Annotated in this window: 17 protein-coding genes and 1 pseudogene; 4 read left to right on the top strand and 14 right to left on the bottom strand. The window is 61.4% G+C overall.

Features of this window, described 5'->3' with window-relative positions:
• Positions 1-33: 33 nt before the first annotated feature.
• Entirely contained in the window at positions 34-1,524 is a 1,491-nt protein-coding gene (locus Q0X62_RS00280; RefSeq protein WP_297730372.1) for a mannitol dehydrogenase family protein, read from the bottom strand.
• 146 nt (positions 1,525-1,670) lie between these two features.
• Here Q0X62_RS00280 and manD point away from each other — a divergent pair, with 146 nt between their 5' ends.
• The 3 genes from manD to Q0X62_RS00265 are packed head-to-tail and all read left to right on the top strand — an operon-like array spanning position 1,671 to position 5,874.
• Positions 1,671-2,879: a D-mannonate dehydratase ManD gene (manD, locus tag Q0X62_RS00275; protein WP_297730371.1), complete on the top strand. Its 1,209-nt coding sequence runs from the start codon at positions 1,671-1,673 to the stop codon at positions 2,877-2,879.
• 2 nt (positions 2,880-2,881) lie between these two features.
• Positions 2,882-3,826, top strand: a complete 945-nt coding sequence (locus Q0X62_RS00270) for a sugar kinase (protein WP_297730369.1) — start codon at positions 2,882-2,884, stop codon at positions 3,824-3,826.
• A 14-nt stretch (positions 3,827-3,840) separates the two neighbouring features.
• Entirely contained in the window at positions 3,841-5,874 is a 2,034-nt protein-coding gene (locus tag Q0X62_RS00265; protein ID WP_297730367.1) for a sialate O-acetylesterase, read from the top strand.
• Here the strand turns inward: Q0X62_RS00265 and Q0X62_RS00260 are convergent.
• The 11 genes from Q0X62_RS00260 to Q0X62_RS00210 all read right to left on the bottom strand — a co-directional run bounded on the left by Q0X62_RS00260 (position 5,871) and on the right by Q0X62_RS00210 (position 16,781).
• On the bottom strand, positions 5,871-7,007 hold the full coding sequence (locus Q0X62_RS00260) for a class I SAM-dependent RNA methyltransferase (protein WP_297730365.1): 1,137 nt from the start codon (positions 7,005-7,007) through the stop codon (positions 5,871-5,873). The genes Q0X62_RS00265 and Q0X62_RS00260 overlap by 4 nt on opposite strands.
• A gap of 9 nt (positions 7,008-7,016) precedes the next feature.
• Positions 7,017-8,144: a molybdenum ABC transporter ATP-binding protein gene (modC, locus tag Q0X62_RS00255; RefSeq protein WP_297730363.1), complete on the bottom strand. Its 1,128-nt coding sequence runs from the start codon at positions 8,142-8,144 to the stop codon at positions 7,017-7,019.
• A complete protein-coding gene (gene modB, locus Q0X62_RS00250) occupies positions 8,141-8,833 on the bottom strand; it encodes a molybdate ABC transporter permease subunit (protein WP_297730361.1) in 693 nt (230 codons plus the stop codon). The genes modC and modB overlap by 4 nt, the downstream gene beginning before the upstream one ends.
• Positions 8,834-8,845: 12 nt before the next feature.
• A complete protein-coding gene (gene modA, locus Q0X62_RS00245; RefSeq protein ID WP_297730359.1) occupies positions 8,846-9,625 on the bottom strand; it encodes a molybdate ABC transporter substrate-binding protein in 780 nt (259 codons plus the stop codon).
• A gap of 71 nt (positions 9,626-9,696) precedes the next feature.
• Positions 9,697-10,275 carry a hypothetical protein gene (locus Q0X62_RS00240; protein WP_297730357.1) on the bottom strand — a complete coding sequence of 193 codons (579 nt, stop codon included), beginning with the start codon at positions 10,273-10,275 and terminating at the stop codon, positions 9,697-9,699.
• Positions 10,276-10,376: 101 nt separating this feature from the next.
• Positions 10,377-11,060 (bottom strand): SDR family NAD(P)-dependent oxidoreductase, encoded by a 684-nt coding sequence (locus Q0X62_RS00235; protein ID WP_297730355.1) that lies wholly within the window; start codon positions 11,058-11,060, stop codon positions 10,377-10,379.
• Positions 11,061-11,388: 328 nt separating this feature from the next.
• Entirely contained in the window at positions 11,389-12,627 is a 1,239-nt protein-coding gene (locus Q0X62_RS00230) for a class I SAM-dependent methyltransferase (protein ID WP_297730353.1), read from the bottom strand.
• A 9-nt stretch (positions 12,628-12,636) separates the two neighbouring features.
• Complete coding sequence (locus Q0X62_RS00225; RefSeq protein ID WP_297730351.1) at positions 12,637-13,692, bottom strand: NAD(P)-dependent oxidoreductase; 1,056 nt, start codon at positions 13,690-13,692, stop codon at positions 12,637-12,639.
• Positions 13,689-14,423, bottom strand: a complete 735-nt coding sequence (locus Q0X62_RS00220; RefSeq protein ID WP_297730349.1) for a sugar phosphate nucleotidyltransferase — start codon at positions 14,421-14,423, stop codon at positions 13,689-13,691. Before Q0X62_RS00220 ends, Q0X62_RS00225 begins: the two co-directional genes overlap by 4 nt.
• A gap of 63 nt (positions 14,424-14,486) precedes the next feature.
• Positions 14,487-15,548, bottom strand: a complete 1,062-nt coding sequence (locus tag Q0X62_RS00215) for a glycosyltransferase family A protein (RefSeq protein WP_297730347.1) — start codon at positions 15,546-15,548, stop codon at positions 14,487-14,489.
• 36 nt (positions 15,549-15,584) lie between these two features.
• Positions 15,585-16,781: a class I SAM-dependent methyltransferase gene (locus Q0X62_RS00210; RefSeq protein ID WP_297730344.1), complete on the bottom strand. Its 1,197-nt coding sequence runs from the start codon at positions 16,779-16,781 to the stop codon at positions 15,585-15,587.
• A gap of 168 nt (positions 16,782-16,949) precedes the next feature.
• Between Q0X62_RS00210 and Q0X62_RS00205 the strand changes: the two genes are divergently transcribed.
• Positions 16,950-19,046, top strand: a complete 2,097-nt coding sequence (locus tag Q0X62_RS00205; RefSeq protein WP_297730342.1) for a hypothetical protein — start codon at positions 16,950-16,952, stop codon at positions 19,044-19,046.
• A gap of 123 nt (positions 19,047-19,169) precedes the next feature.
• Here Q0X62_RS00205 and Q0X62_RS00200 read toward each other — a convergent pair.
• Together Q0X62_RS00200 and Q0X62_RS00195 are read right to left on the bottom strand one after the other, a co-directional pair.
• A pseudogene (locus tag Q0X62_RS00200) lies at positions 19,170-19,586 on the bottom strand (DDE-type integrase/transposase/recombinase); the annotation flags it as partial.
• A 373-nt stretch (positions 19,587-19,959) separates the two neighbouring features.
• Complete coding sequence (locus tag Q0X62_RS00195; protein ID WP_297730340.1) at positions 19,960-21,957, bottom strand: serine hydrolase; 1,998 nt, start codon at positions 21,955-21,957, stop codon at positions 19,960-19,962.
• Positions 21,958-21,960 lie beyond the last annotated feature (3 nt).

The following is a 21,960-nucleotide window of genomic DNA, read 5'->3' as shown; positions in this document are numbered from 1 at the left end:
CCGCCTCGTGGTCTTTTTGCTCAGACTCACCATTCAAGCATCCGCCGGGTTCATTGCGCGGGCAAGGCCGCTCGCCACACAGGCTGCCGCGCCTCGGCTTCGCAATTCGGTCAGTGCCGCGACCAGCGTATCGACGATCCCGGCGCGCCCGACCAGGTCATTGCCAAAAATCGCCTCGATTGCGAGCAAGGCAGCGACTTGGTCTGCCGGTTCCGGTCCGGCCGCCGCGAGGGCCGCGCGTGTTTGCGAGGCGAGCGGATCATCGACCTCGAAAGCGCGCCCCTGCTCGTCTTGCCCCATTTGCCAGCGCATCCACGCAGCAATGGCCAAACACAGGGCGGGGGAGGCGTCGCCACGCGCATGCCGCTCGCGCAAGGTCGCCAGCAATCGCTGCGGCAGTTTCTGCGACCCATCCATGGCAATCTGGACGAGCGAATGTTCAAGCGCCGGATTGGCAAAGCGGCGCGTGAGGGCATTTCGATAGGTCGCCGCATCAAAGCCGGCTGGCGCGTCCAGGGTCGGCTCGGCCTCGTCCCAGATCGCCTCGACCAGATCGGCAAATCCCGGAGCCGCCATGGCCTGATGGACGAAATCATGCCCGGCCAGGGCGCCTAGATAGGCTAGCGTCGAGTGAGACCCGTTGAGCAGACGCAATTTGATCCGTTCCCAGGCGGCAACATCATCGGTCATCTCCACTCCGACCAATTCCAGCGGCGGGCGCCGATCTGAAAACCAGTCCTCGACCACCCACTGCGTGAAGCCCTCCGTCTTCACCATCGCCTCGTCGCGATAACCGGCCACATTTTCCAGCGCATCGATATCGGCCAACGTTGTCGCCGGAACAATCCGATCCACCATGGAAGATGGGAAGGCGGCCGTATCGGCAATCCAGCGCTCGAGATCCGGGTCCCGCGCTTTGGCAAAGGCCAGAACGGCCGCTCGGGTGCGCCGCCCATTGTCGGGAATATTGTCGCAGGACAGTGTGGTGAAAGCGGCCAGGCCTGCGGCCCGGCGAGCGGCCAGCGCCGCTGTCAACAAGCCGGGCACGGTCGTCGGCCTGTCCGGATTGGCAAGGTCGGACTGGATGTCAGCCGCGCCCAACAGAAGCGCCCCGCTTTGCGGGTCGAGACGATACCCCTTCTCGGTGACCGTGAGCGTCACCAGCGCCGTTTCGGCGGCACTCATGGCAGAAATCAGAGCGGCAGGATCATCCGGCGCGACCAGCACATCATGGATCGAGCCGACCAGCTGACGGGCCTCGCCTTCAGCGTCGCGGACATGACAGGTATAGAGTCCGTCCTGGGGATTGAGCTGAGCCGCTACCCGTCCGGATCGCAGTGACGCGCCCCGGATCATCCAGCCGCGCTCGCCGGCTTGCATCAGGGCATCGAAATAGACCGCCTGATGAGCGCGGTGGAACGCGCCCAGGCCGAGATGGACCACGCCGACAGGCTGGCTACGATCATAAGACGGACGCGCCAGGCCGGACGGGAGATGGTCAAGCTGTTTCCTGGTAAGTCTCATCCACTCCCCGGCAGAAAAGATGATGCGACCACACGCCCGCGCCCCTCTTCGACCACCCTCTTCATGTTCGGATCGGCTACGAAGTTGACAGAGCTGCAGTGGCACGTCAATCAATTGTCCGACAAGTAAACAGGTCGGAGCTCACGATGAAGATCACGGATGCCAAGGTCATCGTAACCTGTCCCGGCCGAAACTTTGTGACCCTGAAAATACTGACTGATCAAGGGCTTCACGGCATAGGCGATGCCACGCTCAACGGCCGCGAGAAAGCGGTCGTCGCCTATCTGGAAGATCACGTCATCCCGCTCCTGATCGGCCGTGATGCGCACCGGGTCGAGGACATCTGGCAATTCCTCTATCGCGGAGCCTATTGGCGTCGCGGACCGGTGACCATGTCGGCCATTGCTGCGGTCGACACGGCGCTCTGGGACATCAAGGCCAAGGCCGCCGGCCTGCCTCTCTACCAATTGCTCGGCGGCGCCTCGCGTGATGGCGTGCTGGTCTACGGTCATGCCAATGGCGCTGACATTGAAGAAACGGTTGATGCGGTCGGGCGCTATCAGGAGATGGGCTACAAGGCGGTCCGGGCCCAGTCCGGTGTGCCCGGCGTGAAGGGCGCTTATGGCGTCGGCATGGGCGGGCTTTATTACGAACCCGCCGACAGCGCACTGCCCATGGAAACCGTCTGGTCAACGCCGGCCTATCTTGATCATGCGCCCAGGCTCTTCGAACGCCTGCGGGCCAATTACGGACCCGAAATCGAGCTCCTGCACGATGTGCATCACCGGCTGACCCCGATCGAGGCTGCGCGCCTGGGAAAATCGCTCGAACCCTATCGCCTGTTTTGGATGGAAGACTGCACACCAGCAGAAAACCAGGAAGCCTTCCGGATTGTCCGCCAGCACACCACCACACCGCTGGCCGTCGGCGAAATTTTCAACTCCATACATGACTGCCGCACCCTGATCGAGGAACAGCTGATCGACTTTATCCGGACGACTGTGGTCCATGCGGGCGGCATCACCCATTTGCGACAGATCGCCGGACTGGCCGCTCTGTATCAGGTGCGCACCGGCGCCCATGGCGCCACCGATCTGTCGCCCGCCTGCATGGGTGCGGCGCTGCATTTCGACCTGTGGGTACCGAATTTCGGGATTCAGGAATATATGCGTCACTCCGAGGAGACTGATGCCGTCTTCCCGCACGCCTACAGCTTCGCGGATGGCTATCTCCACCCTGGCGAAACAGCCGGACATGGCGTCGACATCGACGAGACCCTGGCGGCCAAATACCCCTATGACCCCAAACAACTCCCCGTCGCCCGCCTGACCGACGGATCGATGTGGAATTGGTAGACATGACCCGGCGCCCGCATATTGCCGTCATCGGCGAAGCGATGCTTGAGCTCTCCGGCGCCGGTGAAACGGTCGTGCTTGGCGAAACCGTGCGGCTGGGCCAGGGCGGCGATACACTGAACACGGCAATCGGCCTGGCCCGCCAGAGCTGCCGCGTCGACTATATCACTGCGCTTGGCACCGATGCCTGGTCCGATGCGATGGTCGCCGCCTGGCGCGATGAAGGCCTGGGGACAGAGCATGTGCTGCGTCATCCCGATCGACGGCCGGGCCTGTATGCCATCCGCACAGATACAGCGGGCGAGCGCAGCTTCGACTACTGGCGTGACCAGTCGGCGGCACGCGACCTGTTCAGCCTGCCCGGCATCGCCACCGCGCTTGCGGCGGCCGGACAAGCCGATTGGCTCTACTTGTCCGGCATTACACTCTCCATTTTGCCGAGCGATGCCCGTCAGCGCCTGATTGCGCTGGCAAAAGATGTGAGGGCCGGCGGTGGGAAAGTCGCCTTTGACCCCAATTACAGACCCGCCGGCTGGCCCGGCCCGGACGCGGCACAAGCCGCCTTTGACGCCTTTGCCGCGGTGACCGATGTCGCCCTGCCCACCCGCTCGGACGAAGACTTGCTCCATCCCGGCCTGGAGACCACCGGCCATCTGGCGCGCTGGCAAGCATTGGGGGTTGAAACCGTCATCCTCAAGGATGGCCCCGAGGGTTGCCACGCGGTATCCGGAGGCGCGTCACCCACCCATATTCCCGCCTTCCCACCACAGCGCGTCGTCGACACCACCGGTGCCGGCGATGCTTTCAATGCCGGCCTGCTTGGCGCGCTGGCCTCCGGCACACCGCTTGAGACGGCGCTTGGTGCCGCCTGCCGCCGGGCCAGTCATGCCATTGCCCATCATGGCGCCATTCCACCCAGGACTGAGCCCTCTCCCGTCAGCCGCTGAACCGGACACGTCCCATGATTGCCCACACCCCACTGTGCTCTGCCCGACTGCCTTCCGCCCGTCTGCCCGCCCTCGCTCTCGCTTTCGCCGTCGCTCTGGCGGGCTGCTCATCCAGCGATACGGGGGCCTCGGACGGGGACACTGAACGCCAGGCAGTCCAGACCCATACGGGCCTGCTCGATCCCCTCTTTACCGATCACATGGTCATTCAGCGCGACCAGCCGGTCGCGGTCTGGGGCGAGGCCGAGCCAGGTAGCACGGTGAGAGTCACGCTGGGTGAGGATGTCCAGGACGCGACAGCCGGCAATGACGGTCGCTGGCAAGCGGAGTTCGCACCGCACGCCGCCGGAGAGCGCCTGACCCTGGAAGCCATGACCTCCGCCGGCCTCGGCCAGCGGGTCGACGATGTACTGGTCGGTGATGTCTGGCTGTGCTCAGGTCAGTCCAACATGGAGTTCGAAGTCGCCCGGGCGCTCAATCCGGGGCGAGAAATTTCCGGGCCGCACAATCCGGCGATCCGGTTGCTCACGATCGAGCATGAAAGCCGGGTCACCCCACAACCAGACCACGCCAACGCGAATGGCTGGCAGGTCGCCTCACCCCAAAGCGTGGGCGATTTTTCAGCGGTCTGCTACTTCTTCGCCCGCGAGCTTCAAAGCCGGGTCAACGTCCCGATGGGCCTGATCGATGCGTCCTGGGGCGGGTCTCAAATCGAAGCCTGGATCAGCGCCGAAGGGCTGGCCACACTTGGCAGCTTCGACGCCCCGCTGAACGCCCTGGCGCTTTATGGCATCGACCACGCTGCCGCGAGCGCGGACTTCGGAGCGCAATGGGAAGCCTGGTGGCAGTCCACGGCCGGAACGACACCCTGGTCCGACGAAGCCGTTCTGGCGGACCCGGGCCAGCCTGCCCCCGAGCAAATGGGCGACTGGCGCAGCTGGGATGTACCGGAAATGGCGGACTATCTTGGCATGGTCTGGTTCACGCGGCAGGTGGAGCTGACTGCCGACCAGGCGGCACAGCATGCCTGGATCGATCTTGGCGGGATCGACGAAGTCGATGCCAGCTGGGTCAATGGCACTTTCGTGGGCGCGACCTTCGGCTGGGGGTCCCGGCGCTCCTATGAGCTGCCGGAGGGTGGCTTGCGCGCCGGCACCAATACCATTGCGATCAATGTGCTCAACGGCTGGGGCGCGGGCGGAATGGTCGGACCGGACGAGGCGGTCAAGCTGCGCTTCTCGGATGGCAGCGAAGTCCCGCTCTCAGGTGGTTGGCGTTATGCGCGGGTTCCCGCCTCGATCGGCTCACCGCCCCGCGCGCCCTGGGAATCGGTCGGCGGTCTGACCGGCATGTATAACGGCATGATTGCGCCCTTGGAGCAGACCCGCCTGGCCGGGATGATCTGGTATCAAGGCGAGTCCAATACCGGTCGCGCGGACGCCTATGAGGATCTGCTCACTACCTTGCTGGCAGACTGGCGCGGTCAATTTGGCGCCGAAATGCCAGCCCTGATCGTCCAGCTGGCAAATTTCGGCAGCCTCGCGGACCAGCCGGTGGCGTCCGGCTGGGCCCGGGTTCGCGATGCCCAGCGCCGGGTCGCCGAAGCCGATCCACTTGCCGGTCTTGTGGTCACGATCGATATCGGTGACCGGCTCGACATTCATCCGCCCAACAAACAAGAGGTTGGACGCCGGGCCGCCCGCGCCGCCCTGCACGTCCTGCACGACGCTCCCGGCACCGCCTGGGGCGCCCGTCCGCGCTCGGCCAGGATCGAAGACGAGCGGATTATGCTGCGCTTTGCCGATGTCGAGGGCAGCCTGCGCGCCATGAGCACGGATCAGCCGGGCGGCTTCGAAACCTGCACCGTCTCCGGATGTCGCTTCGCGACAGCACGCCTTGTCGAGAACCGCATCATCCTCGATCTCGCCGAAGACGGAGAAGCGGTGAGCCATGTTCGCTATTGCTGGGCCGATGCACCGCTCTGCCCGCTCTACGACCAGGCCGGCCTGCCGGTTGGCCCCTTCGAGATTGCCGTCAGTTCTGACTAGCCCGCCATCGGCAGCGGCGGCGTGACGTAAAGACGGACTTTCAGCCCGCCATGATCGACCGGGCCGACCGGCGCCTCGAAGGGTAATCGCGTCGCCCGGGCCAGAGCGGTATCCGTGGTGATCAGCGCGATGCGCCAAGCGCCGAAATGCGACCGCATGCGATCGCCGAAGGCACCATAGAGGTCGTAGAGCGCTTTCTTGTTGCTGATCCGCGTTCCATACGGCGGATTGACGATGACCAGGCCGGGATCGGTGTCCGGCGGTTCGATCTCGCGGATATCGGTTTGCAGGAAACGGGTATGGCCTGCAACACCGGCGCGTTCAGCATTGGCCCCGCTCATCCGGACCGCGCCGGGATCCCGGTCCGACCCGAATGCCATCCGCAGGGCTGGCAACTCCCCGGCCCGCCGCATGCTGGCTTGCCGCACGGATTGCCATGCGGCAGCGTCGAAACTCACAAGGTCCTCGAAGGCAAAGGATCGCCCCCGCCCGGGCACAAGGGCGGCAGCCATCTCGGCCGCCTCGATCACGAAAGTCCCGGAACCACACATTGGATCGACCAGCGCCTGTTTGCCGTCAAAGCCTGCGGCTCGCAGAAATAATGCCGCCAGCGTCTCGCGCATCGGCGCCTTGTTGACCTCGGCCTTGAATCCGCGGCGATGCAGGAGCTCGCCGGACGTATCGACACTCAGGGTGCAGACATTGTCCTCGATCCGCGCCCGAACACAGACCCGCGCGTCCTCTTCAATCGGCACATCGAGGGCACCGGCGATGGCCTTGCCGACCCGCTCGCTGACGGCGCCGGCATGATAGATTTTCGAGCCCTTGCAGCTGGCCTCGACCCGCACCGGCCGATCCGCGCGCAGCACATGCGCCCAGTCGACCTCCCGGGCCAGCTTGTCGAGTTGTGCCAGATGCACGACCCGAAAGCTCGCAATGCGCGCCAGAACACGACTGGCGCCACGGATTTCGAGGTTGGCGCGCCACACCTCACGCCAGCCGCCAACAATTGTAACGCCGCCTGGCACGCATTTGGGCTTGCGAAAGCCCTTCTCGACCAGCTCCTCGCGGAGAACGGCTTCCAGCCCGGGCGCAACAGCCAGGAAAATCTCGAATTTTGCGGCTTCAGTCATGCGGGTGATCTAGCCGACTTCCTGCTCCGGAGCGACATTCACCTGCGGCCCGGATCGGGCGATATCAGCCTCGGCAATTGCGAGCGACTTGATAACGGCGTGGCAGGCCGTGCCTTCCGACAGGTTCAGCGCGCGGATTGACCGCCGGGTCAGGCGGGCAAGGATGGTGCCGGCAGCCGCCCGGAGGCGCACGATCGCGCCAGAGCCATCGCCCGGCATCACACGCTCGACGATTCCCGGGATTATATTGAGAGCCGACAAACCCTCAGGCCTTGTGAGCGAAATCATCACATCAGACGCCCGAACCCGAAGCCGGACCGTGGTGCCGGCAGGCAAGCCGATGCCGGAGAGGAAGAGAGGCAGGCCACCGACTTCGACTTCCGTCACACCATCGGCATGACGAGTCCGAACGCGGCCGCCGAGAATGCTCGCAACACCAGAATCCCCGCCTGGCAAGAGGCCCGGCGCGGCCAGCACATCTTCCGCCCGCCCCTCGCCGATGACACGCCCAGCCTCCAGGACAATGACCCGGCTGGCCAGACGAGCCACTTCCGAGGCGGAATGACTGACATAGAGAACCGGGATCCCAAGCTCGTCCCGCAAGCGCTCGAAATAGGGAAGGATATCGGCCTTGCGCCCCTCATCCAGGGCAGCCAGGGGTTCATCGGCAATCAGAAGACGCGGCTTGGACAAGAGCGCCCGCCCCAGCGCCACACGCTGACGCTCACCGCCGGAAAGGTCGGTCGTGCCTCTTTCCAGCAAGGCCTCCAGGCCAAGCATCTCGACAATGGGATCAAAGTCGCGCGCCTCGGCCTGCCAGCCTGATGCAAAGCGGTGGCCGTAGAGCAGATTCTGGCGGACGTTGAGGTGCGGGAAGAGGCGACCATCCTGGAACACGCACCCCACGCGGCGGCGATGCGGCGGCCGGAAGACACGACGCTGCGTATCGACCAGGGTCTCGCCGTCGAGGCTGATGCGCGCGGCCTCTGGCCGAAACAGGCCGGCAACGGCACCGGCCAGGCTCGACTTGCCGGCGCCGGACCGACCGAAAAGGACGGTGATGCCCGCGGGCGCCTCGAAGCGGGCGTCGAGGCTGAAATCACCAAAGCTGTGCCGCAGATCGACAGAAAGGGTCATGAAACCCTGCCTCGCCGGCTCACGCGCCGGGCCAGAAATTCCGACCCCAACAAGGCCACCATCGAGATCACCACCGAGATGACGACCAGGCGCAGGGCAGACGCCTCACCGCCGGGGACTTGCAGGAAGGCATAGACCGCCGTGGGCAGGGTTTGGGTCTGGCCGGGAATATTGGACACGAAGGTGATCGTCGCCCCGAACTCGCCCATCGACTTGGCAAAGGCCAGCACCATACCTGCGAGAATACCCGGCAGGGCCAGCGGCAAGGTAACGGTCGCAAAGACGGCCAGGGGGGACGCACCGAGGCTCGCCCCTGCCTGCTCCAGGCGCGGGTCGACCGCTTCGATTGAAAGCCGGATGGCGCGAACAAGCAATGGGAAGGCCATCACCGCGGCGGCCAGCACAGCCCCGGTCCAGCGAAAGGCCAGAACCAGTCCGAATTGTTCCAGCACGGCCCCGACCGGACCCTGTGTTCCAAAGACCCAGAGCAGAAGATAGCCGGTGACAACCGGTGGCAGGATGAGCGGAAGATGGACCAGCGCATTGAGGACAGACCGTCCGGGAAACTGCCCCCGGGCCAGAAGGTGAGCGACCCAGACCCCGGGCGGCAGGCTGAGCAGGGTCGCCCAGGCCGCAACCTGCAGCGACAGGCGGACGGCCTGCCATTCTTGCGGCCCTAGCCAATCCATGCGCCTGCCCCGCTAGTCATCATCGACGACGAAACCCTGTCGCCGCAGGATCTCGCGCGCGGCCGCGCTCTGCAGATAATCGAGCAAGGCCTCGCTGGCCGCGTGCTCGCGGCCCGCCACCCGTGCCGCAGGGTAGCGAATGCGCGGATGGCTGTCCTCGGGAAAGACGCCAAGAATGGAAACGCGAGGTTCGGCGCGGGCATCACTGCGGTAGACAATCCCGAGCCGCGCTTCGCCAAGCGCTACAAGCGCCAGGGCGGCCCGAACATTGTCAGTCTGGACGACATGCCCGCCGACCTCGTCCCAAAGCCCAAGAGAGCCGAGCGCCGCCCGGCCGTAAAGACCCGCCGGAACAGCGTCAACCAGCGCCATGGCCAGCGGCCGACCGTCCAGAATGTCCACCCACGCCTCCCCGCCAAGTTCGTTCCAGGGCGACAAATCCGCGCCATGAGCAATCACCACAAGCTGATTTCCAGCCAGATCACGGCGCGTATCGGAAACCACCCGCCCCTGCGCCTCCAGCCAGTCCATCCAGTCGATGTTCGCAGCAATGAAAACGTCCGCCGGCGCCCCCTGCGCAATTTGCCGCGCAAGAACTGGCGTGCCGGCATAGACCCGTGTGAGCCGGTGGCCGGTGTCCCGCTCGAAGGCATCCCCGATTTCGTCCAGCGCGGTCCGCAGGCTGGCGGCCGCGAACACGGTCACATCATCGGCGCGGGCGCTTGAGTTTGCGGCGAGGAGGACGGTGGCAAAGACCACCCATCCCGCCAGGATCCGGAAATGTCGAACCATGCGTCCCATCGCCCTTGCCCTCCACCAAGGCCAATATTTCGCAGGCGCCCGGTTGCCCGGCAAGCCTGCCCTCAGAAATCCTCGAGCATCATGAGATTGGGCCGGTAGCGGCGCTCATCGGCGCGGTCGAGAATGAGCAGGCTTTCTCCCATGGGCCGGTTGAGAATCGTCCCTCCGGCAAAGCGCCAGCCCTGATCGGTCATCGCCATCACAGCAAATTCCGGCTGCGGAGGGCTCGCCGTTTCGTATTCGGTTTCGATCGCGAAAATCGCATATTGCAGCCCGCGGCGATAGCAATGCCCCATCTCGGTACAGGGCAGACGCTCAGCATCAACCGGACCGGCCATGGTCACGTTAAAGGCGACAAGCTCGCCATTCCGGGCCCGGGCGCCCCGCATGATGTCGCGCCAGCGGCGGCGATCATACCATTGGCGAATTCGCTCATGCGTCAGTTGACGGTGGGCCAGGTCATCGCCTTCAACATAGGCTGTGACCCATTCCTGCAATACGCGATACGCATTGCGAACCTCAGCCTCCGTCGCCAGGGGCGGTCGGTCAGCGGACTGGGCCGATGCGCCGGCCACCGACAAGCAGGCAATGAGCAGGCTGACGAGCGAGCTGTGCCGCCCGGATACGATGCGATTGATCATAGGTGACTCCACCCCAGACTTGCGGCTGCAGGGCCGGGCCGCTCCGACAGCCCCCTTTTGCACGCAGATTAGGTGGATCAGGTGATCAGGCCAGCCTGCCCTCAGACACGTCCTGTCACAGGCAGTAAAGCTCCCGTGATGGCGCGGGCGTCTTCGCTGGCGAGGAAGAGGATAGCCGCCGCGAGATCATCCGGAGCCACCCAGTCAGACGGGTCTGCATCGGGCATGTCGGCGCGATTGGCCGGGGTGTCGATGATGGAGGGCAGGACCGCGTTCACGGTGACCCGGCCCAGCAGTTCGCGTGACAGGCTTTCCGTCAGACGCGCCACGCCTGCCTTTGACGCTGCATACGCGCCCATACCCATGTCCGACTTGACCGCCCCGGCGGCTCCGACATTGACGATCCGACCTGAGGTGCTGGCTTTCAACCAGGGCAAGGCGGCCTTGCTGGCCGTCACGGCCGTGCGCAGATTGATCGCAAACATGCGCTCCCAGCTGTCGACAGAACCATCCTCAAGCGTTTCCCAGGCGAAACCGCCGGCAATGTTTAGGAGCGCGTCCAGACCGCCGCAATTCTTGGCAATCGACGCGAAGGCCTCGCCAGCGGAATCGGTGTCGGTCAAGTCAACACCCCCAATGCGGACATCCCCGGCCAGATCCGCAGACTCACTGATCTCCGCACGATCAAGCAGGACGACCCTGTCTTCATTGGCGCAGGCCCGGCGGGCGACAGCCTGGCCCAGCACGCCGGCACCCCCTGTGATCACGATCGTCCGCTGGCTCATACCGTCCTCCCGGGGGCTAGGTGTCATCGATGGAACCATCGTCCACACTCAACCGTCCGAGACAAGGGAGCATTCCAGACGGTGCTGTTGGGCGAATGGGCGATGATATTCGAAGTCGGGCGTCAATCGTAACTCAGGCCTCAAGGCCGAGACATCCGGCCAGAGCCACAATCTCCTGCCGGCCGGCCTCGCCGATCAGGGGCGGTGGCGGCGCCCGACCTTGTCTTGAGTTGCAGACCCGCATCCTTGTCCAGTCCACGCCCCGGAAGCCGATCAACTGGCGGCAAGTTCATCGGACAGATGTCACAAACAGAGTGCCTTAAATCGATCAGTTGATGACGCGCAATTCCGGCACCGGGATTATGAACTTACCGCCGCGACGTCGATACTCAGATTGTTGATGCATGATTTCTTCAGCGAAATTCCACGCCAAGATAAGCAGATAGTCCGGTTGATCTTCGAGCAGTCTTTCCGTCGGAAAGACTCCAATCCGGCTGCCAGGCATGAACTTCCCATGCTTCGCCGGGCTAAGATCAACAAGGTAATCGAGCTGGTCTCGCCCGATCTCGCAATAAGCCATCATCGTCGTGGCCTTTGCCGCAGCCGCATATCCGACGATGCGGGCGCCATCCGCCTTGAGCGACGCCAACAGGCTTGTAAGATCGTGTCGAACTCGTGCGGCGCTGGCCTGAAGGCCGGAATAGAGCGCCGGTTCATTGAGTCTGCGTTCCGCTTCTCTCGCGAGGAAGGCCGCCTTTGACCCGTCAGTCATCTTGTCATTTTTCGAGACGAAAATGCGAATTGACCCACCGTGAATCCCGATTGGATCGACCTGGTTGATAACCAAGCCATGTCTTAGAAATAGGCGTTCAAGCGCGGTCACTGAATAATAGAACACATGCTGATGGTAGATGGTGTCGAACTCGGCATTGTCGATCAGGTCCAAGAGGTAAGGCGTTTCAATAACGGCCACGCCATCCTCTTTCAGCAGGATAGCGATACCCGCAACGAAATCGTTGATGTCCGGCACATGAGCGAGAACATTATTCGCCAGAAACAGGTCAGCTGCGACGCCATCCTTGTGGCGGAGCGTCGCCGCGAGGCTCGCATTGAAGAACGATGCAAGGGTCGGAATACCGAGGGCACGCGCTTGTTCGGCCTGGCCGCGCGCAGGATCAATGCCAAGCACTGGGATGCCGGAAGCCTGAAAATGCTTCAGGAAGTATCCATCATTGCTCGCCGCCTCGACCACCATCGAGTTCACGCCCAGCTGACGAGATTGGATTAGAGATTGCGCACTTTCGGCGAAGTGCGCCATCAGGCGTGGCGAAACTGAAGAATAATAGGGATAGTCGGCAGGGAAGAGTATGTCCGGCGCGATCGTTCCGGACAGTTGAACCAAGCTGCAGTCTGCACACGTGACCAAGGCAAGTGGCGCCGTTGGATCCGCCGCATCAACGTGTTCACTGCTGACGAGCCCGTCCGCCAGAGGCGTCGTACCGAGGGTGAGGGCCGAGAACAGCGTGTCGCTGCCGCAAGAGCGGCAACGTGAAACGGGCACAAACATCGATCAACCTTAGCCGGTAGCGAGCGTGGAGGGTTCCTGCCAATACAATTTTTCATCAAGGGTGCCAGTGCGCATCAGATCGGTGATCCGAGCGACACGGCTATAGCGCCGGCCTTCGAAGTCTTCTTTACGCAAGCCCGCCCCGATAAACGCATCAGCCAACTGGTCGATACCCCGCCGAACAGTCCATCTCGGCTCGAAGCCGGGCAATTCCGTTGTCGCCTTGGTAAAATCGACATTGTATGAACGTTCATCGTGGCTGGCGCCGTCGGCATATTCAATTCGCGCCCCTGGAACCGCCGCGGCAATCATCTCGGCGACTTCGAATATCTGATAATTATCTTCCGTTCGCCCAATATTATAGACCTCGCTGCGTACGAGTTTCGCATCGGCCGACGCGGCCGCGATACAGGCGGCGCAGACATCTTCGATATGCACGAGTGGACGCCAGGCTTTGCCGTCGCTCTTCATAAACACTTGCCCGGTGGCAACCGCATAGGCCACCAGATTGTTGATCACGAGATCGAACCTTAACATGGGCGCTAAGCCGTATACCGTGGCGTGGCGCAGGAAGACGGGGCAGAAGAAATCGTCAGCCAGGTCGGCAATGCCGACCTCCGCCAGTGTCTTGGACAACCCGTAAGGTGTGACCGGATTCAGTGGCGACGTTTCCGAGATCACCTGATCGCCAGCCTTGCCATAAGTGCTGCAGCTCGACGACATCACAAACCGCCGAACGCCCGCCGCTTTCGCAAGCCGGGCCAGTCGGACGGACGCTTCGTGATTGATCGCAAGCGTCAACTGGGGATTGATGTCGCCGAGCGGGTCATTGGAAAGCGCAGCGAGATGAATAACCGTGTCGACGCCGCACAAATCGTCTTCGGTGATGTCGCGGATGTCTTTTCGCTGCGAGTCCACGACAGGCTGAAATTCACCAAACGCACAACCATCATAGTATCGCTGGTCGATTCCGCTGACCCGATACCCATGTTCGACAAGCATGGGGACCAGAATGCTTCCGAAATACCCACGGTCACCTGTTACCAGTATTCGAGCCCCGTTCATTGTCTTGCGGGGCCTGGCAGAATGCCGTCATGAGCGAGCGTTTCCATCGCTTCGACATCAGCGGGTGTATCCAGGCAATTCCAGCGCCCTTCGTGCCGATAGGCCATCAATTGACCGTCGCGTGCGAGCGCCGGGAGGGGCCCGCGTTCGAACGCGGTATCATCACCGTCGATGTAGTCGAGCACGCCAGGTTCGAGCACAAAGAATGCTCCATTGATCCACCCTTCCCTCGCTTCGGGTTTTTCTTCAAACGCCGAAACCCGGCTTCCTTCAATCAATAGATGGCCAAAACGCGGCGGTGGACGGACGGCGGTCACGGTTGCCAGCTTGCCATGGCTGCGATGAAAGCTCAGAAGGCGGTCCACCTCCAGATCCGCCAACCCGTCGGTCCACGTCAACATGAAAGGCTCGCCCCCGATTTGGGATGCTAGTCGCTTGATCCGACCGCCCGTTGCAGTCAGTGCGCCCGTATCGACGCAGTCGACAGACCAGTTCGCCCGCGACCCTACGCATCGGGCATCGATGGACGGGCTTTCCTCGAAATGATTAGATATCTGATCGGCCCTGAAGCCGGTGGCGACAATAAAGTCGGTATGCCCATACGCAGCATAGATCGCCATGACGCGCTCGATCACCGGTACGCCAGCAATTTCAACAAGCGCTTTAGGCCTGCCAGATGCTGCCTCACCCAAGCGTGAGCCCCGCCCCCCTGCCAAAATAACTACTTTCACAAATTCACTCGCTGACTGCGTGGCACCGTTGAATGGCGCCAATCCTGAGCGAAATCAAGCAACTTAAACGCAGTAAACGTTTGAAAGGCGGGTTCGAATCTCGACGAGTTCGGCATCGTGTTTGATGAACAGGCACTCATCTATCTTACGTAATGCATGGCGTGCCATCATCCGCGTAAGGATATCATTCGATTGCACCGCCTCTGCAATCTGTTTCGCGATTGGCTTGAAACGTTTCAAGTCGCTATCCAGCCCGCCGCCATATCGCCGCAAAAAGGCCTCGCCGCCAGCGTTCACCAACCGTGCTCGGTCATCATGCGGCAGATCGGATAACCTGAGCATCTCCAGATAGCCATGGAACATATCGAACAGCGGGGTGATGCGGTCAAACGCACCCATTTTCGAATTGCCTTGCAGGCCACGCTGCTGATCCATTGAAAACAGCCTGATCAAGTGATCGATGCGTTTACCGGCAGACTCGGCCCCTGGCGGGACACTGCGGCGCACGCTGGCGGTCGTGTTGCACACCACTTTCCCGTACAGCGCAGCCTCGCAGGCAAATATGTGGTCACCGCCATAGCAAAAGGGCTGCGGCTGCATCCGGTCGAGAATGCTTTTGCGGTAGAGGGCAAAGAAATTCGTCGCCTGACAGTACTTTTCAATCGAGCCGCGTGCCCGCACGACAGGATCGTCGTGGAGCAGCGAGAAGAATTCCCAGTTGGTCGGCTGGCTCGGGAAAGGCGCTCCATTGTCGTCGACATAGATTGCATGACTGTAGGCGCTGCCCACACCCGGATCGCGATCCAGCTCACCGTGCAACTCTTCCAGATAGTTCTCAGAAACCAGGTCATTGGCGCTCACAAGCGCGACGAATTCGCACTCCGTATTGAGCACCATCCGGTTGATATTGGCGTTCTGCCCAATGTTGTGGGTACGCCCATACACACGCAAATCGATGTCGCGCACGGTCTCGCGAGCGATGTCGATAGTGGCATCATCGGAATTATTGTCGAACAGGCTGATGCGGAAATCCCTGAAAGTCTGCTTGTTCAGGGCGTCGATCGTCGCGGCAATGTTTTCGGCCTCATTCCAAGCCGGTATGCAGACTTCAATTTTCGTAGTCATGTTCCTAAACGATCCAATTCGTCGCGTTGCCGCAGTTTATTCAACGCCTAATCCGATGACCTGAGTCGTCACATCCAGCTGGGCAAGACGGGCGCGGATCTCCTTCACATAAATCGGGTTCATGACGACAACCCGCTCGGGCTTCACCGATTTGAGCGCCTCGGGAGCCATGACCCGGACGCCGGAACCCGGAAGGTAGGCGTCTTGCTTGTATGGATTGATGTCAACGACGCCGTGAACACCGTCAGCGATGTCGCAAGTCGTCAACAACGCGACCGCCTTTGAGCCGCCACCCCAAAGAATGGTCGGCCCGCTGCCGGTTGAGTGGTCGCAGAGGAGCGTCGTCCACTCTTTGACTTCTTGCTGCAGACGATGGCCGGCTTCGATCAGGTCTCCGAAACCGCTCCCGCAGGCGAGCGGGGGGCGTCCCGAATCCCGGGCCGGGCGTGCGAGCAAGGAGAGATACTGTTCGCCATAACTGCGTTCGCAGGACAGAACGTCGAATCCATTGCGCTCGAAGAGGGCGGTCAATGAAGCCGCCGTGAAATAGGAACAATGCTCGTAATAAATGTCCCAGAACGCACCCTCTGCCGCAATGCGTTCCCATGCAGGCACCTGGAAGAAAACGAGCGGCTCACCGCTTTCACCGATCACCGCACGCAGGCCCGAGACGAATTCACCAACGTCTGCCAAGTGCTCCAGAGTGTTCCGGCAACAGATGAAATCAGCTTCGGGAAGCTTCGTATTTGCGTCGAAGGGCTCGGCCCTGACTTCGAAGCTGCCGCGTTTTATGGACGGCGCCCGATCTGCAGAGAACGCCGGATCAAACCCGATCCCGAAGTTCTCGCCGGCTTCGCAAATCTCGGCCAGAAATTCTCCATGGCCACACCCGATTTCGACAATCCGCTTATTGCGAAGTCCATAGGCTTCAACGAGTTCATCAGCTTGCGCGCGCAAAAACCGCCTGTAAGTCTCGGAGTACGCCTGCGTCGCCTCATAATCTGACGAGTATTCGACCAGGTCCGGATCGAATGCAGTGTTCCAGATAAAGCCGCAGGACAGACATCCGGCGAGGTCAATATCGCCGGTTGGAATACTGGACGCTGCAGATTCAGAGCGGTGAATGCGCACGCTATTGGCAGGTACATTGCTGATAGCGTATCCCAAGGAACCCGCTTCACCCGAACAGGCGGGACACCCGGTCCGGGCTTGAAAAGGCAGCGGCTGGTTCATGTTAAACAAATTCTATCGATTGATCAGGGCGTTGGATTGATTGGGAAGCTAGGCATGGTTTTAGGTGACAACCCAAATGGTTTTCGCATCCGGCCAGCGCATCACGTCCGTGCGGGCAGCACAAGCTGATCACCATTAACCGTCAGATATAAAACGATAATTATAGCCATGAAAAAGCGTAGTAGCTTGAATTTCAAATTCACTCTGAACAATGACAATCCCGACGTCACGGCAATTTTGGACTGCGGCCGCAACAGGGAGTTGCAGCGTGCAGAAGCAATTGCAAATCGAGGCTCGCCAAAAGCTGGCGCTTTGGCTGAATCCTTGACCGCCCTGGCTGCCGCCCAGGCAATGGCCGGCGACCTCAGATCGGCCTGCACAAGCTGCAAACGCGCCCTCCAGGTCAATTCACGAAATCCGGATTACCATGCACATTTGGGGTCGGTTCAGTTTGCGTTGGGCAACCTTGTTGATGCGAAGCGATCACTGAGGATGGCGCGTCGATTGGGGCGCCACAATGAAACAGATTACTATATGCTCTGCGTGTGCTTGATGCGGTTGGGCGAACATAAAGCCGCAATCGAGGCCGCCGGGAGTTTGGTGTCGGCCTGGCCCACGAGCGCTCAGAATGTGGGACTGTATGCAGAAGCGCTTAAGCGGCTCGACACGCCAGATGCCGAAGCCACGGCGCTCAAGGCAGCCGCCACATCATGCATCTCAGCAGAGCGAATTGAGCGCGCATTGGAATGGCTACGACGCGCACAAGCGCTGGCTCCGCATGACGGCACCCTATGGTCGCTCGCTTCGGCAGCACACCGCACAGCCGGCTCCTATGACAAAGCCGAACAATGCGTTCAAAAAGCCATCGGGTTGGGTGAAACGAGCTGGCGGACCAGGAATATACTCGGCCTGATAATGCAGGAAACCTGTCGGCCTGCGGAGGCCTATCAGGAGTTCAGAAAGGCAACGGAACTGGAGTCCTCTGATCCGATGCTTATCGGCAATGCTGTTATGGCAATGCACTACGCACCGGACGCAACTGCAGAGGATATCCGCGCGGAAATCGATTCACACGCCAAATCCATCTCGCGCGATATCACGCAGTCAAGACGCCGCCATCGCCCAAATGTCAGCAAACCTTTGCGAGTCGGACTTCTATCCGGGACATTTCATCGTCATCCGACCCTGTATCTATCGCTCGCTGGCCTTGAAAAGGTAGACAGGCTCAACGTTCAGTTCTTCGTGTACAGCAATGGGGGCCGCCGAGACGATTTCACAAATCGCCTCAAAGAGATCAGCAGTGTCTGGCGTGACATCAGCGGCGCTTCCGATGATAACGTCGCCAAAGTCATTCGGGCAGATGACCTTGATATTCTTATCGATATGGCAGGTACAAACCAAGGTCGGCCGGCCGTTGTCGCAAGAACGCCGGCGCCGGTTCAAGCCAAGTGGGTCGGGGGCCTGTACAACACGACCGGGATGGAGGCCATTGACTGGCTATTGGCTGACACCGTTGAAGTGCCCGCGGCGGAGGAGTTTCGCTTTTCGGAAAATATATACCGCTTGCCGGACGGCTATGTGGTCTATGAGCCGCCCGAATATGCAGCGCCCGTGGCGTCATCGCCCTTCATCGCTAATCAGCACATCACCTTTTGTAGCTTCAATAATCCAGCGAAGGTCAACGAGGTGGTCGTCGGTCTTTGGTCGGAGATTCTCCGGAAGCTTCCGGATAGCAGACTTCGCTTGAAGGGCCGCGGTTTTACCTCATCAAACGCCCGTGAACGGGTGCGCGGCTGGTTTGAATCTCATGGAATCCGGGCCGATCGGATCTCGATGGAGCCGGCGTCGCCGCACGCCGACCTGATGGAAAGCTATAATCACTGTGACATTGCGTTGGATACATGGCCGTACTCGGGCGGTCTCACCACTTGCGAAGCGCTCTGGATGGGGAATCCCGTGGTCACACTTCCTGGCCCGACCTTCGCCGGGCGACACTCGGCAAGCCACCTGACCAATATCGGTCGCACCGAGTGGATCGCCTGCAGCGACGCGGAATACATTGAGAAAACAGTTACTCTGGCCAGCGATCACGATGCACTGCGCGCAATACGCCAATCGCTGCGCCAGGAAGTGGCTGCTTCACCCTTGTGCAATGCCGAGCGGTTCGCTCGTAATCTCGAGACGGCACTTCTGGACATGAGCCGTTCGGCGGAAGCTGCTGGACGAAGGCCTCGCGGCCCAAGAATCCCCGTCAACCTGACTTAGATCGCCAGCCGATGCCACAATTCGCCAAGTCGGCGGTGGCAGGTAAAGGCGAACGGATATCGAAGCACGGGGTGCTGTCAGACTAAAGCGAAGGTGTCTCGAACGTAGCGCCTTCTCCGACGATCAGGCGGCGAGTTGGCGCCATTCGGCTAGGGCGGCGGATCGGTTTTGCTTGAATGTTCCTCTGCGGTTTAGGTGGCGTTCGTGGCTGAAATGGTTGTGGACGGATGAGTGAGTGGAAACGAATTTCTGGAGCGTTTCGAAGCTGCGAAATTTGCTCATCGCTCGTTCTTTTCGCCTGAACGGCAGGTGCGAGTTTTCCGCCCGGTTGTTGAGCCAGCGGCCAGTCTCCTGGCGGCCAGGATTACCGATGACGTTCATCGCTGCCCGATAGGAGCGCAACCGGTCGGTCACGACGACATCGGGATTGCCATACCGCTTCATCGTTTTGCGCAAAAATCTCAATGCTGCCTTGCGATCCCGGCGCTTGGTGACATAGGCTTCCAGCACTTCACCTTCGTGATCAACCGCGCGCCAGAGGGTGGTCGGAGTTTGGCGCGAGGTGGTCTCTGGAAGGCAAGGATCGGGCTACCCGTCTTGAAGGTTCGCTCCAGTCTCCAAGAGGTGGTGTCAGACAAAACCTGACTGGTCTCGAAGGGGGTGGGGTGGAGGTTGCGGGACGCTAGTCTCGGGGCGTCCGGATTCGCACCACCCGTTTTGAGGGTTCGCGGCAAGCCCTCGCAGGAACTTCGTCGAGACGGCACCTGTCGAAATAGCACGGCGCGACCGCTGCGGGCTGCGTCCACCCGTTCGACCATAAAAGCCAGATCTCGGCGTCGACACACGAACGGCGGGGAAGCTGGGCACGCATGCCAGCTTCCCCGCCGCCTTTCAGATCCAGATTTGCGTGGTGCTAGAAATTCGTCTCCCAGCTGAGCAAACCATTCAGCCCGGCAAACAGGATCACGAAGAGGATCATGAGCGGGATGATGACGCTCCAGAGCTTGGCGAACCAGCTCTGGCGGCTGCGCCAGACGGTCAGCGTATTCCAGACCGCCGCCGCGACGGCGATATAGAGCAAAAGCTGCATCGCCATGGTGAGGAAGAGCTGGGTGCCGAAGCCGGAGCCCAAGCCTGCCAGATCCGAAAACAGGGTCTGGAAAAGCATGAACCAGGCCGTCAGGAAGACGAAGACCAGGGCGATACCAACACGGACCAAACGGTAGGACATCGCTTCTCGACCGCTGAGCGGAAAGGCTTTCCCGTAGCGCCAGCGCACAATCGCCCGCACGGGCCACAGGATCAGCGTCACCAGCAGGAGGCCAAGCGACAGGAACAAGAGCGGCGTGACCAGCGAACCCGCCCGGTACCAGGGCGCCGGCATCAGATGGATGATCGGCGATACCGGTTCAAAGGTGACATAGGCGAGCGTGCCGTCTTCATCGAAGGTCGCGGCGAGCTGCTCATAGCCATCAACATGGCGCCAGACAAAGGGTTCGACTTCACGCCACACAGTGGGTTTGCCAAACATCATGTAGACGAGATCGCCATCGGCATTCATGGAAATGCTTTCCTGGCCGAGAAAGCGCAGGATGGCGGCGAAATTGGTCACTACCGTGCGGGAGCTCTCATACTCCCCGACAACCATCGCGCCGTGCTCCATCGCCGTTTCGAGGCGCGGACCGACCGGCTCGACCGTCTCCGGAAAATAGCGTTCGGCAAAGCTCGCCGTGACGGCGAAGCGCAAAGGCCCGGCACCGGCACCGGAGGAATTCACGACGACATAGATGCCGACATTCTCGTCCAGCATGACGTTGAGGTCGGAGTGGAAGAAGCCGGTATCGCCGCCATGGCCGCGAATGCGCAAACCGCCCTTGTCGAGCTCCCAGAAGCCCAGTGCCATCGCATTCAGCGGCGGTGTCAGCTGGTAGGTCGTCTCATACATCTGCTCCCAGGTCGCAGGCGCGAGCACATCAGGATTGCGCTCGAGCAGACCAATCATGAAACGGCCCATCGCTTCACCGCTGGCAGCCATCGATCCGGCGGGAGCCATCGGCACCAGCTCGTAATACTGGGCCTCGCCGTCGGCTGCGTTGATATAGCCGCTGGACATGTAAGGCTCGAAGCGCTCCGGCAGGGGCTGGTGGAAGGTCGCCAGATCCATGCCCATCGGCTCGAAGATCTGCGCGGCGACATAGTCCTCGAAAGGCTGGCCCGCGAGGCGCTGCACTATATAGCCGGCCACAGCCGTACCGTAATTGGAATAGGCCGGCGTTTCGCCCGGCGGGAAAATCTGCGAAGGCGGCGCCGCCTGCTTCAGGAAATCTTCCAGTGGCAGGGCCAGCTCGGGATCACCGATGATGAGATTGCGGAAGCGCTCCTGGAAACCCGGCGTGTGCGTCATCAGGTGACGCATGGTAACCGGCTCGCCGAAGGTCGCGGGAATCTCGAAGTCGAGATAGGTGTTCACATCCTCGTCGAGATCCAGACGCCCCTGCTCGACCATCTGCATGACCGAAATCCAGGTGAAGAGCTTGGAAATCGAGCCTGGCCGGAACATGGTTTCGTAGCCATCAACCGGGCGCCGTTCAGCGAGATCGGCATAGCCATAGCCGCGGCTGGTCAGGATTTCACCGTCGCGAACGACAGTCACCTGGGCTCCAACGATATCACCTTCCGACAAGGCATAGGGCATGAAGCCGTCCAGCCAGGCGTCAACATCGCTGCGGGTCAGGCTGGGCGAACCGGCTTCGGTCGGTGCTGTGACAGGCTCCGTTTCCGGCGTCGCGACTGCGCCGTCGATGACGGCGGGATCGGCCGGATCGATCGGCGTGTCCTGGGCAAAGGCCGAGGCACAACTGAGCGCCGCCAGCGCAGCGGTCAGCCACTTCAACTGTGTTCCGAAAGGCATGCG

This window comes from uncultured Maricaulis sp., from assembly GCF_947259345.1.
Taxonomy (GTDB): domain Bacteria; phylum Pseudomonadota; class Alphaproteobacteria; order Caulobacterales; family Maricaulaceae; genus Maricaulis.
The sequence above is the reverse complement of the archived record's forward strand: the minus strand, read 5'-3'. Positions and strand labels throughout refer to the sequence as shown.